Consider the following 12,605-nt stretch of genomic DNA (forward strand, 5'->3'; position numbering starts at 1 on the left):
GCCTGCCAATTTCAAGCCAGGATTTTAAATTCATGGGCTAGACTCCGCCAACGGATCAATTAACTCCAACTCCGAAATCCATTGAAAATCTCGGGTATTATGGGTTACCAGCGGTAATTGGTGAATCAAGGCGGTAGCCGCAATCATGGCATCGGCCAGTCCCATGCTTCGTTGGCGACGCAATTGAATGGCACGGTCAATAATTTCAAATGAAACGTCAAGGACATGAGTCGCGTCAAAAAACAACTCGAAACGTCTAAACTCAGCATCGGAGTTTCGCCAATAACCCATCACTTCCAAGCGGGTTACGTTCGACACGGAAAATTCGCCTTGCAGTAAAAAATCCTCCAGACTTGATTCACGGTATTTTGGCTCAAATGCGTAAATCACAATATTGCTGTCAAGGATCATCAATCATCCTCACGGCCTGGCAATACCCGGTCTTTGCGTTGTTCGCGCTGCCATTCCACCGGATCGCCAAATTTATCGGCAATGCTTGTCAATAGTTCTAACGGTGTTGCACGGATAATGCTGACTAACTGCGCACCATTAGGTTTTTCCGCCACAAGAGCCTCATCCATTTCATTGGCATCATCAGCCACCAATACCACCCGCACACGTTTAAATTTGGGCGCTTCACCCAGCCATTTAATGCGTCCATGATCATAAATCGCCTCATAACTTTTCAACATTGTCATATCTCCTACAAGGTGCCCAGAGAAAAGGGACTGATTACATTTCACTCGCGCCCTTTTTTCATCGCGGTTCAGCGGCATTATAGGCTCTTAGTTACGGTAAAGCATACCATTGCCAAAACCACACCCATAAACAACCATGAGTAGAAGGCTCATCACCGAAGCACCACATCCACCCGCCGGAATTGGCCGTTACGCAGCGCTTCTGCAATTTGCCCCTCAAGGTGTTGACCTTCCACGGTCTGCATGATGCCGTCCCGCCCATGTAACAGATAGCGGCAGGGCCTTACGGTGGTGTCTCCGAAGGTGTCTTGGTGCTCGGGGTTGATGTAGACCAGCAAGGTTGTCCCCAATAAAGCGCAGGCCACACTGTCGGCAGGCAATGTTTCTTCAAAACCGAACGGATTAACACATTGCTCGTTCGTCGAGAAAAATGTCTTCGACAAGACCGGCGCGGGTCTGAACAGCAACTTGCCTTCCTCGAACACAAACGGAGTCGACCCCAGGAAAAGATGCGTCCAGAGGTGCAAAAATTCTACCGTGGCCCCCGAAAGACGGGCTACGCAGCCTCTTCCGTGTTGGCGAGGATCGACAGCGAAACCGCTGCTGACCAAGAAGCTGGAGTTTTCGACCGGGTTGCGTCCGTATTCCGCAGGATCGCGAAAAGCCACCAGCAGCTGTTCGATTTGATCGTAAAACTCCTCGATTAACCCGGCCCGAACCATTTCCAGCACGAACTTGTAATGCATGTGCAGGAAGATGGAGCCGTTCTCCAACCAGCCGTAGTTGAAAACCCCGATCCGTCCCAAGTCCAGCGCATTTTCCCCGAGCGGCTCATTGACGCGGTACATGCCCAACTTTTTATCGAACAGTTCGGAGTTACGCGCGGCGTCATATAAGCGCCGGACTTCCGCTGGTTCGGCGATGCGCAGGGCATGGACGAAACCTTCCAGAAACAGCGGTATCGGTTTTTGCTTGAAGCGGGTCACAACCGCCTTACCGTCCGCGATTTCCTGATACTGCTCGGCTTCATAGGAGTAATAGGTGACGATGCCTTCCGGCGTCCGGGCTTTGTCGATTGCCGCATCCAGATAGCCCGAAACCGTCGCCAGGAAGGTTTGCACCGCTGCAACAGAGAGGGCTTGTTCGGCGCCGTCAAAGCCCATGAACACTTTTTCCCGGTAGGCTTCCTTTTGGGCTCCGCTTTCCCGCCAGAATAGCTCGGGGGTCAGGTTGGGGCGATGTAACAGCGCTTCCAATCCCGCTATAAAGTCCGTCAGCTCGGTCGGCAGGGAAAATACTCCATCGACATCGGCCAGGGCCTTTGAGGTAAAGTCCACCAGACGCTTGAGCTCAATGGTTTCATTGACCGAAGACCCGAAAATGCCGGGCAGGCCGTTCAACGCATCGCACCAGCCCGGGCGGTCCGCCTCCATTTCTATGCCTACGCCGAACGGGTCCAGCGTGGCCAGCTTGTTGGCGACCAAGGTCAGAATTTTTCCGGGCAGCGTGGTGTAAACGATCTCGTCGTGGCCGCGTTGCGAGCGGACTTGGCGGCGGCGACGGGCGCGGGAGTTGATCAGGGATTCCTTATCAGGGCTACCCTGTACCGCGCCGTATTGGCGGACGCCTTTGGGCGTCACCACGTATTTTTGGGCGCGCGGGACGACAAAATGGGTGGAATCGAAGAAGGTGTAGGTCTTGTCCTTAAACAAGCCGGACAAGCGGTCCGGGAAAATCGCTTGGTAGCTAACCAGCAAATCCACCAGATAAGTCCAGTGATCCGACCAATAGCCACGGTCGAATTCGGCATCCTCGACTTCCTGCGCTTGCGCCAGAATTTCCTTGATGACGGGCTCCGGGTTCTCCGCGCCTTGAAGCAACTGCCATAATTCCGCGTATTTAAACTCTCGGGACAGCAATTGTTCGAGGCCTGCAAACCTTGCGAAATGAGGGGCAAGGGTTTGGTGTAATACTGTTGATTGAAGAATGTGTGCTCCTTCTCCCTGAGGGACAAATCCGCCGGGAGCGGATTTGCACTCGCCCGTAGGGTGGTGGACAGGAGAGTCCGGCATGATTAGGCCGGGATGAGGGGGATTAAATAAACCCTCTCCCTCTGGAGAGGGCTTTGTACTACTTAAATCAACAGTAAAACGCGAGTTCCGCAAAGAACAAGGATTGTAGCCGTCCGCCTGGACCAGGTTGAAGAAATAGCGGATGTTTTTGGCATCCTGCGCAGGATCGAAGAACAAATCCATCCGGCGGTTTTGCAGCACGTCGCGGAAATCGCCGTTGCCCTCGGAAAAGGGCGTATCCTGCAACAGGAAGTCGTTGTAGTCCCTTTCCAGGTCGCCGTGCTTGCGGCCGAACAAATACAGTTGCGCGCCGCCCGGCACTTCCCTGGGAAAGCCGCCGCGCAAACCGTTGTCCAGATAGCATTGCCGGGCATGGGCGTCGAACAGAGGCTTGGCCGTTGCGGTAAAGATCCGGTGCGTGATGTCCTCGACCAATTGGCGGTTCACCTCCCGTTTGGCCTCGAAGTAATCTTGTTGGTCGGCCTCCGCTATGAATCGCTCAAACACTTGTTGAGATTCAGCATGACCATAAAAGCCGTAAAACACCTGGCTTTGTCCCGGCTGGAGTTCTAGGCTCATGGCCTGGAAAGCCGACGGCGTTTGGTTGCCCGCCACCTGATGATCGAAGTCCAGGCCGTCATCGGCAAAAAAACGTTCCGGCCTGGAAAAATCCCCGGCCAAGCCGAAAATTCTTTCCGCATCCACCACCACGCGAGTGCGTCCGCCGTTCAAGAATCCGGCGAAGAAATTGCAGGCGATCACCGGCTCAACCTGCGGCGAGTCGGTAGGCCATACTTTCAATCGATAAAACGGCAGGTTTTCCTCGACGCCTTCGACCCGCATGAACGCTTCCGAGGTCCGGCTCATGAATTTCAAAATCCATTGGTTCATGCCAAAGGGAAGCACTTGCGGCAAACCGTCGACGATCTCTATCTTTCTGGCCTGCCCGGAGGTATTGACGATCTCGACCCGTCGCAGCAAACCGGCCACGGATGCCTCGGGCAAGGTGAACATATCGGCCCGGATACTGAATCCCAATTGCGGATTGATCTCTTCGACACCGACCTCCTGGGGCGTGACATAAAGGTGTTGCTTGACCTCCGGCCCCGATCCGCGCTGGAAAGGCTCGTGAGTCAGAATTCGGTCGCCGTCGGCAATTTTCAGGAAAGTCCGAAAGCCTCGTGACGGCGTCAGTTGGTAAGCCTTGTCGGCAGGAAAGAACTCCAAAAAGGCCCCGTCTTTGTTGCGCACGCCGAAACTGGCCACGGCCTGTCCCCGGTTGACATAAAAAGCCCAAGCCGGGCGGCCTAGGGCGCCTGCGATGCCGGGCAAAAAACTGGCGAATGGGGCGAGGTCGTTGTATTGCTCGATGACAAAGCGCTTATCGCCGTCTAAGGCATGGTGGGTGTTGTTCATGGGCATCCTTCGGGGTGGATATTGAGTCGGCGGGCAACATATCAATTAAAGTTAGGTGTTTATTCTAAGCCGGTTTTTAAATGCAAGTCATTAGGTTCAAATGTCAGACGATTCATCAGTTGGCTGGGTTAAACTTGAACTGGTATGTTCAGAATCCATTCAAGTCCCGTATGTAAAGTACCATCGGCTGATTGAACAAGATTGTTGGATGAGACGGTAAAACCGATTTAGCCTGATGTTTATCAGGCCTGAAATGGGAGAGTGTTACTGGGTGAATTTTTGATGCCGGGTCATGGCATAATACCGGGGAGGCGGATTTTCAATACCGGTTTCCCCGGCAAGCTTTGCAAGGCGATTAATCGCTAAAGTGATGGTTCATTTCATGTCGGACAAGGATATGAAAGCTCGAGCGGATTCGGCGCGCGGCAAATTTAAGCGCCGCCGAACCGGGGCTGAACTAATTTAGCCATGACCTGTGGCGGGTAACCGTTTGCTGTGCCGATAATGTGTTTGTCAGCAGTACACATAACCGGAAGAAAGCGGCGCCGGCTATTGCAAAGAAAGAGGCTAGTAGGATCATTACCGTTATAATTTTCATGCTAAGTTACCCAATATTTATTTAATCCGAGCGCTAATAATCCCCCGGTTAAAGCGCCGAAACAAGCGATTTAATGGGGGCTTAAATGAAAGATGGCGGCGCGTTTAGCCTTCTCATAGTGAGCTGTTGCAAACCTGCAACAATGAGTTTTGCGCGCTAGAACAGCACTTATTATTTGCCTCTGATCACGCTAAACGAATCAATAAATTTTGACGGCTTTGTTTGTTTTTTGCGGAAAAAACAACAAATTTATAAGCGGTTTCCGAGGCTAAATTTATCGTAAATTTTGTAAAAAACGCCGCAAATGACCGCAATGATTGCCGAGAATCCGGGATCAATTTTGTCGAAAAGAAGAGGGCGTTCCGTTCCGGTAAAATGGGGCCGCCGCTGAGGGATGAAGACGCATGTATTTGAATTCCGCCACATGATCTAAATCTGTAAAATAGCGTGCGACACTTTACAGCGCCAACTTTCCATTTCCTCCTCAACGCACACAGAGTCAATTGAGGCAAACAGCCGGATAACTCGTGTCGACTCAAAAAATCAATAACGTGACTTTCAAAACAGCAAAAAACGGCTTTATTATCGCTATCAGCGTTATCGGCCTGTTACATCATCTTTTCGAGCTCAGCTTATGGTGGCTGGCATTACCGGGTGTGATCTACAAGGCCTTGATTATTTACGGTTCGGCTAGCATTCAATCCAATTTTCACGCCAAGGCTCATTGCCGTGGAGACGCGTTCGAAAAAGAAATCGCCGTTTCGTTCGATGACGGGCCGAACCAGAAATACACGCCGCAAGTGCTGTCCGCATTGGCTCAGTACAACGCCGGAGCGACTTTTTTTGTGATCGGGAAAAATATTCGGGGCAATGAAAACATTCTGAAACAGATCGATGCGGAGGGTCACAGCATCGGCAATCACAGCTACACGCATTCTTTCTTTATGGATTTTAAAAACCTGCAAGGCTTTAAGGATGAGTTAAACCAAGCGGCTGATGACGTTTTCAATGTGATAGGCAAGCGCATGAAGCTGTTTAGGCCGCCTTACGGCGTCACTACGCCCAGCCTTGTCAGGGCGTCGAATGAGTTGAATTACAGCATTATCGGCTGGAGCATCCGTTCCTTGGACACGACCGCCGATCACGCACATACGATTAGCCAACGGGTGCAAAAACAAATCGAACCCGGAGCTATCATCCTGTTTCATGATACGTCCGATAAAACGGTCCAGGTGTTAAGGCAAACGCTTAATTTTGCAAGGGAAAACGGTTACAAGATCGTCAGCGTGGAGCACCTGTTGAAGATCGAAGCCTATGAATGACGGATGTAGCCGGGCTTTGATTTTTGCAAGCCGGAATAAGCTCTGAGCTGTTCCGGTGCGCCGTGTTACATCCCTGTATGGCGGATGCCGGCATTTCCCCTGCCGGTGAGACGACATTTATTCTTCCACGGCAATTTTTAACGCGTCATCGACCTTTTCCAGCCAGATAAACTGGAGCCGGTTTCTGACCGCCTCAGGTATTTCCTCAAAGTCTCTTCGGTTGCGTGCCGGGAGCATGACGGTCTTTATCCCGGCCCTGGCGGCGGCAATGACTTTCTCTTTAATGCCTCCGACCGGCAACACCAGCCCGCGCAGGCTGATTTCTCCGGTCATTGCGACATCGCTATGCACGGTGCGCTCGGAAAATGCGGAAAATAGCGCGATAAACATCGCAACCCCGGCGCTGGGGCCGTCTTTGGGGATGGCGCCAGCGGGCACATGCACATGGATGTCGTTCTTCTCGAAGTTTTCCGGGTCTAAACCCAACTCATGGGCGCGCGATTTCACCAGGCTTAATGCGGCCTGTGCGCTTTCCTTCATGACATCGCCCAGCTGGCCGGTCAGGATCAGCTTGCCGTTGCCGGGTACGCGTGCGGCCTCAATAAAAAGAATATCGCCGCCGACCGGCGTCCAGGCCAAGCCTGTAGCAACGCCGGGGGCGCTGGTGCGCATCGCGACCTCGCTGTCGAATTTTTTCGGCCCCAGAATGCCGTGAAGCTGTTCGGCGTCGATCTGCTCGTTTACGGAAATCCCTTCGGCAATGCGCATGGCGACATGACGAAATACCGAACCGATTTCCCGTTCCAGGTTTCTGCAACCGGCTTCGCGGGTATAGTCCTGAATAATGGCGAGTATGGCGCTATCGCTGATTGTGCATTGCTCGGGGCTTAGGCCGTTGCTTTCCAGTTGCCGGTGTACCAGATAGCGTTTGGCAATCTGGAGTTTTTCATCGGAGGTATAGCCGGTTAATTCGATGACTTCCATCCGGTCGCGCAAAGGCGCCGGGATATTGTCCAGTACATTGGCGGTTCCGATAAACATGACATGGCTCAGGTCGAACGCTACCGCCAGATAATTATCGCGGAAGGTTGAGTTCTGCTCGGGGTCCAATACTTCCAGCAAGGCTGAAGAGGGATCGCCATGAAATCCGCCTGAACCGATCTTGTCCATTTCATCGAGCATGAATATCGGATTATTGGTTCCTGCCTTGCGGATGGATTGGATAATATTGCCCGGCAATGCGCCGATATAAGTGCGCCGGTGGCCCCGGACCTCGGCCTCGTCATGCAGGCCGCCGAGACTGGCGCGGACGAATTCGCGCCCGGTTGCCCGGGCTATGCTGCGTCCCAGAGAAGTCTTGCCGACGCCGGGCGGCCCGACAAAGCATAAAATCGGGCTCTTGCCGTTCGGGTTCAGCTTGCGCACGGCCAGGAATTCCAGTATTCGCTGCTTGATTTTTTCCAGGCCGTAATGATCTTCGTTAAGGGTTTCCCTGGCTTTTGTTATATCAATAGCCGTGGTACTCGCGACTGACCAGGGCAGTTCCGTCAGCCAATCGAGGTAGGTGCGGATCATCGAATATTCGCCGCTGGCGTCGGGCATGTGCTGCAAGCGGCCGAGCTCCTTGCGCGCTTGTTTTTCGACATCTTCCGGCATCTTGGCGGCGCTGATCGCTTTGCTGATTTCTTCAATTTCGGCTGCGTGTCCGTCTTCTTCGCCCAATTCTTTTTGGATCGCCTTCATCTGCTCCCGCAAAACAAATTCGCGTTGCTGCTGGCCCATGGTTTCCTGGGTTTGCTCGCTAATCTTGTTTGAAAGCTTCAACACTTCGATTTGGTAATTAAGCAGTTCCAAGATCTTATCGATGCGTTCCTGTATATCAAACAGGGCCAGTATTTCTTGTTTTTCGGCCGGTTTTGAAATCAGGTAGCTGGCAATCAGGTCGGCCAGCATTGCCGGCGAGGCGATCGAGCGAACTGCATTAACCAGCTCGTCGGGAGCTTGCCGAGTTTGCGCCAGCATTTCCAATGCTTTTTGTTTGAGCGTTATGACTCGCGCTTCGACATCCTGAGAGCTTAGTTCAGGCTCTTCGTAACGTTCGATTCGGGCGACAAGAAACGGATAGTCCGGCAGGAATTCCTTTACGCGAAAGCGTTGTATACCCTGACACACAATATGATGCGCGCCGTCGGGAGCGGTTATGTAACGTAAAATTTCCGCGATAGTACCGACCTTGTGGAGGTTGTCAGGGTCGGGCTCTTCATTTTTGTCCAGCAGCTGCATGATCAGCCCGATCGGTTTTTCCGAACGTACCGCCTGCTGCACCGCAGCAATAGAGGGTTTACGGCCTATCACCAACGGCGAAACGTTTTGCGGGAAAAGCACGGTGCCGCGCATAGGCACAATGATAAGCGCATCGTCGGGAATGGCCGGCAGCGAATCCTGTTGTTTTAGCTCTGAAGACGGGTCTTCGGTATCCGGCGTTGATCCTAGAAGTAAATTTTTCAGGTCCTTGATTTGCATAAGAAGCCTTTATATTTTTCGCAGTGAAATGAATAAACAACCGTTAACAAATTCGCGAGCGCCGATTTCAAAGTGTCTGGCCGGCAGTTCAATGCGCCGCTCAAATCGTCCATAGGGGATTTCCATGCGCCGAATATGCGACTCTGCACTGACAGGCAGATGCCGTTGTCCGTTAACAATCAGATGATCGTCTTCCAGTATTACGCTTAAATGTTCCGGGGCTACGCCCGGCAGCGCGATCATGATTTTGAATTCATAATTGGTTTCGTAGATGTCGATCGGCGGTTCCCACGTCGGTCGTTTGATGCTCATAACAGCCGGTCTAAAGAATTGCCGATGTAGCCGATCAGCCCGATCCAATATTTCGCAAGCTTCCGCCCACATCCAAGTTTCAAGATCACGTAATGGCATAATGTGTTATTCCTGGTTGTTGCTGTTTAGCTATGCAAGCCGTGCAATGGGTTATCCGGGCAATATCACGCCCAAATAGCTAAGAGCCGGAGCTAAGCCCGGCAGCGATTAAGCGATAGAAAAAGTTCCCATGCTGTACAAAGTTAAGCCGTTCGTGGTGAGCCTTCGGTTACGCTCAGGACTAAAGGCCTTGTTGAACCATGAATGGCTTAACGACTTGTTCCGCTCACCCTTCGACAAGGCTCTCCTGAGCGTAGCCGAAGGCTCAGGGCGAACGGATCAAGTCTTAACTTAATGGCAATAATGCTGTGCATGAGAACGCTATCATTTTCCGCAGCTTAAGCGTAAATCGCAGCAGATTACTTTTCCACTTTAAGCGCTAAAAATACCGGACTGCCCTGACGCTGCACTAAAACAGCGATTGATTTGCCGGCAGGAAGCTTTTTGACGGTTTTTTCAAAATCAGCCGCATCGCGGATCACGTCGTTCTGGATACGCAAAATGACATCGCCTCTCTGAATCCCGGCATCTTTTGCCGTGCCTTTGGCGACATCCTGAACTAATACGCCGTTTTTAGGAACTTCCAAGGTTTTTCTTTGTTCGTCGCTTAAGTCGATGACATTGATTCCCAGACGATTGTGAGGCAGTTTTGGCGCCGCCTTGGCGTCTGCCAGTTTGTCGACCTCATCCGGCAAAAGTCCCACTTTAAATTCGATGGTTTTAGTCTCGCCTTGCCTGATGATTTTTAATGCGGCTTTGTCATTGATCGGCGTTATACCGACCATCGGCGGCAAGTCACTTGAGTTTTCAATTTGCTGGCCATTAAATTCGGTAATAATGTCGCCAATCTGCAAATCGGCTTTTTCCGCCGGACTGCCGGGCACCACTTTGGAAACCAATGCGCCCATCGGTTTTTTCATGCCGAATGTTTCGGCCAGTTCCCGTGTGACATCCTGGATTTGAACGCCCAGCCAGCCATGTGATGCTTTACCGGTAGCTTTTATTTGATCGACGACATTCATCACCACATCCATCGGTATGGCGAATGAAAGTCCCATAAAACCGCCGGTGCGGCTGTAAATCTGGGAATTGATGCCGACGACTTTGCCTTCCATATTAAATAAGGGGCCGCCTGAATTGCCTGGATTGATCGCGACATCGGTCTGGATGAACGGCACATAATTCCCGCCGGGCAGGCTGCGGCCTTTGGCGCTGACGATGCCGGCTGTTACCGACTGTTCAAAGCCGAAAGGCGAGCCTATGGCCAAAACCCAGGCGCCTACCTGAAGTTTGTTCGCATCGCCGATGGTCACCACGGGTAAGTCTTTGGCCTCGACCTTGAGCAGGGCGACATCGGTGCGCGCATCGGAGCCGATCAGTTTGGCCAGCAGTTCCCGGCGGTCGGAAAATTTAACCACGATTTCGTCGGCATCTTTCACCACATGATGATTGGTTAACACGTAACCGTCCTGGGAAATAATAAAGCCGGAACCTAAAGATGTCGTATCCCGCGGAACATAGCCGCCGCCTTGTTCATTTAAAAAGCGCTTGAAAAACTCTTCCATTTCGGGGGGCATGCCCTCCGGCAGTTGCATATCTTCCGGGGCGTTTTCAGCCTCAGGCGGTGCTTTTTGCGTGGTGCTGATATTGACCACGGCGACACCGTTGGTTTTTACCATCTCGGTAAAATCCGGCAAGTCAGCTAACACGTTTCGATTAAACAACACGATCAGGAAAAAACACCACCTAACTTTTTTGAGCATAAAAACCTCCATTTAATACCGTTAATGAAATAACTTATGTTGAAAATAGCAATCAAGGCGATTGATATAAAATTGTGCTATCGGGTTAAAAAGCTTTATTATCCACCAATTGCAACTCAGCATGTTAGTACAATAACTTTTCTCTTATTTGACCGGCCGGCTACTTTTATCTAATGCCTAATTCCCAAAATTACGATGTTCTTATTATCGGCAGCGGCGGCGCGGGTCTAAGCTTGGCGCTTAAGCTGGCTGACCATTCAATGCGCATTGCCGTGCTGTCGAAATTCGCCTTGACGACGGCCAGTACCTATTATGCGCAAGGCGGTATATCCGCTGTTTTCGGCGCCGATGATTCGATTGAATCGCATATTGAAGATACGCTGGATGCCGGCGCGGGGCTTTGCGATCCCGAGATTGTCAGGCTGACCGTGACGCACGGCAAGAGTTCGATAGACTGGCTGAGGCAGCAAGGCGTTGCGTTTACCGAGGAGCAAACCGCGTCAGGGGAAGTCAAGCTGCATTTAAACCGGGAAGGCGGGCATTCCCACCGCCGCATTGTGCATACCGCCGATGCAACGGGTAAGGCAGTGTCGTTGTCGCTGATTGAGCGCGCCAAGGAACACGCCAATATCGAATTGTTTGAGCATCACAATGTGGTAGAGCTGATTACCAGTAAAGGGGATGCGGTAAAACGGATTTTGGGCGCTTATGTTCTGGATTCAAAAAGCCAGCGAGTCAAGACGATGGCGGCTCGCGTCGTGGTTTTGGCAACCGGCGGCGCAAGCAAGGCATACCTTTACAGCACCAATCCGCAAAGTTCAACCGGCGATGGCATCGCCTTGGCCTGGCGCGCAGGCTGCCGGGTCAGCAACATGGAATTCATGCAATTCCACCCCACTTGTCTTTATCATCCGCATGCACATTCTTTTCTGATCAGCGAAGCGGTAAGAGGCGAGGGCGGTAAATTGATCCTGCCGGACGGCTCTCCGTTTATGCAGAATTTTGATCCGAGAGGGGAGTTGGCGCCTCGCGATATTGTCGCCCGGGCCATCGACCATGAGATGAAAAAACGCGGCATAGACTGTGTTTATCTCGATATTAGCCACAAACCGGAAGCGTTCATACGCGAACATTTTCCGACGATTTACCAGCAGTGTCTTGACTTTGACATCGATATCACCAAACAGCCGATTCCGGTCGTTCCGGCCGCGCATTACACCTGCGGCGGCGTGTTGACCGACAGCTATGCGCGTACCGATATTGCCAATCTCTATGCGATAGGCGAGGTCGCCTGCACCGGCTTGCACGGCGCAAATCGGATGGCCAGCAACTCGTTGCTGGAATGCCTGGTGTTTGCGGAACGGGCCAATGAGGATATTTTGCAGAAACTACCCGGCATTACGCCGCCACCGGAACTTCCTGATTGGGACGAATCGAAAGTCAGTGATTCCGATGAAGAGGTGGTTGTTTCCCATAACTGGGAGGAATTGCGCCGCTTTATGTGGGACTATGTCGGCATCGTCAGAACAGATAAACGCTTAAGCCGGGCAATGAGCAGGGTGGAGTTGCTTAAAAAGGAAATCGCCGAATATTACAGTAATTTCCGTGTTACCAGTGATTTGCTGGAATTGCGCAACTTGGTCATCGTCGCCGAATTAATCATCCGTTGCGCACAGCAGCGCAAAGAAAGCCGTGGTTTACATTACACGCTGGATTATCCTGAAACCGATAACAGCAAGCCTGCGCAAAATACTGTTTTGAAACATTAAAGATAACTCGGCGTATCTTATGCCGATCATTAT

At 51.8% G+C, this 12,605-nt stretch carries 8 protein-coding genes; 2 read left to right on the plus strand and 6 right to left on the minus strand.

The genetic code is table 11. From position 1 onward, the window contains the following. Window positions 1-30: 30 nt before the first annotated feature. From V3O24_RS11145 to V3O24_RS11155, 3 genes are all read right to left on the minus strand, one after another. Window positions 31-411: a type II toxin-antitoxin system VapC family toxin gene (locus V3O24_RS11145; protein WP_104424231.1), complete on the minus strand. Its 381-nt coding sequence runs from the start codon at window positions 409-411 to the stop codon at window positions 31-33. After that, on the minus strand, window positions 411-776 hold the full coding sequence (locus V3O24_RS11150) for a hypothetical protein (RefSeq protein WP_331307296.1): 366 nt from the start codon (window positions 774-776) through the stop codon (window positions 411-413). Before V3O24_RS11150 ends, V3O24_RS11145 begins: the two co-directional genes overlap by 1 nt. A 74-nt stretch (window positions 777-850) precedes the next feature. Then, the gene (locus V3O24_RS11155; protein WP_331307297.1) at window positions 851-4,186 is read right to left on the minus strand and encodes a hypothetical protein; all 3,336 of its coding nucleotides are present in this window, start codon (window positions 4,184-4,186) and stop codon (window positions 851-853) included. Between the two features lie 1,125 nt (window positions 4,187-5,311). On the opposite strand from V3O24_RS11155, the gene V3O24_RS11160 reads away from it, so the two are divergent. Beyond that, window positions 5,312-6,106, plus strand: coding sequence for a polysaccharide deacetylase family protein (locus V3O24_RS11160; protein ID WP_331307298.1), 795 nt, complete (start codon window positions 5,312-5,314; stop codon window positions 6,104-6,106). Between the two features lie 117 nt (window positions 6,107-6,223). Here V3O24_RS11160 and lon read toward each other — a convergent pair whose 3' ends face one another. The 3 genes from lon to V3O24_RS11175 all read right to left on the minus strand — a co-directional run bounded on the left by lon (window position 6,224) and on the right by V3O24_RS11175 (window position 10,803). Continuing rightward, window positions 6,224-8,629, minus strand: coding sequence for an endopeptidase La (gene lon, locus V3O24_RS11165; RefSeq protein ID WP_331307299.1), 2,406 nt, complete (start codon window positions 8,627-8,629; stop codon window positions 6,224-6,226). A 9-nt stretch (window positions 8,630-8,638) separates the two neighbouring features. Continuing rightward, a complete protein-coding gene (locus tag V3O24_RS11170; RefSeq protein ID WP_331307300.1) occupies window positions 8,639-8,941 on the minus strand; it encodes an Hsp20/alpha crystallin family protein in 303 nt (100 codons plus the stop codon). Window positions 8,942-9,399: 458 nt separating this feature from the next. Beyond that, window positions 9,400-10,803 carry a DegQ family serine endoprotease gene (locus V3O24_RS11175; protein WP_104424235.1) on the minus strand — a complete coding sequence of 468 codons (1,404 nt, stop codon included), beginning with the start codon at window positions 10,801-10,803 and terminating at the stop codon, window positions 9,400-9,402. 173 nt (window positions 10,804-10,976) lie between these two features. On the opposite strand from V3O24_RS11175, the gene nadB reads away from it, so the two are divergent. Then, window positions 10,977-12,572: an L-aspartate oxidase gene (gene nadB, locus V3O24_RS11180; protein WP_104424236.1), complete on the plus strand. Its 1,596-nt coding sequence runs from the start codon at window positions 10,977-10,979 to the stop codon at window positions 12,570-12,572. The last annotated feature ends 33 nt before the right edge of the window (window positions 12,573-12,605 follow it).

Origin of the sequence: Methylobacter sp. Wu8, from assembly GCF_036440755.1 — a bacterium.
Lineage (GTDB): Bacteria > Pseudomonadota > Gammaproteobacteria > Methylococcales > Methylomonadaceae > Methylobacter_A > Methylobacter_A tundripaludum_A.

Excerpts from the sequence above, each read along its gene's own strand:
- V3O24_RS11145 (WP_104424231.1), bottom strand. The coding sequence starts at position 411 with ATGATCCTTGACAGCAATATTGTGATTTACGCATTTGAGCCAAAATAC.
- V3O24_RS11150 (WP_331307296.1), bottom strand. The coding sequence starts at position 776 with ATGCCGCTGAACCGCGATGAAAAAAGGGCGCGAGTGAAATGTAATCAG.
- V3O24_RS11155 (WP_331307297.1), bottom strand. The coding sequence starts at position 4,186 with ATGAACAACACCCACCATGCCTTAGACGGCGATAAGCGCTTTGTCATC.
- lon (WP_331307299.1), bottom strand. The coding sequence starts at position 8,629 with ATGCAAATCAAGGACCTGAAAAATTTACTTCTAGGATCAACGCCGGAT.
- V3O24_RS11170 (WP_331307300.1), bottom strand. The coding sequence starts at position 8,941 with ATGAGCATCAAACGACCGACGTGGGAACCGCCGATCGACATCTACGAA.
- V3O24_RS11175 (WP_104424235.1), bottom strand. The coding sequence starts at position 10,803 with ATGCTCAAAAAAGTTAGGTGGTGTTTTTTCCTGATCGTGTTGTTTAAT.
- nadB (WP_104424236.1), top strand. The coding sequence starts at position 10,977 with ATGCCTAATTCCCAAAATTACGATGTTCTTATTATCGGCAGCGGCGGC.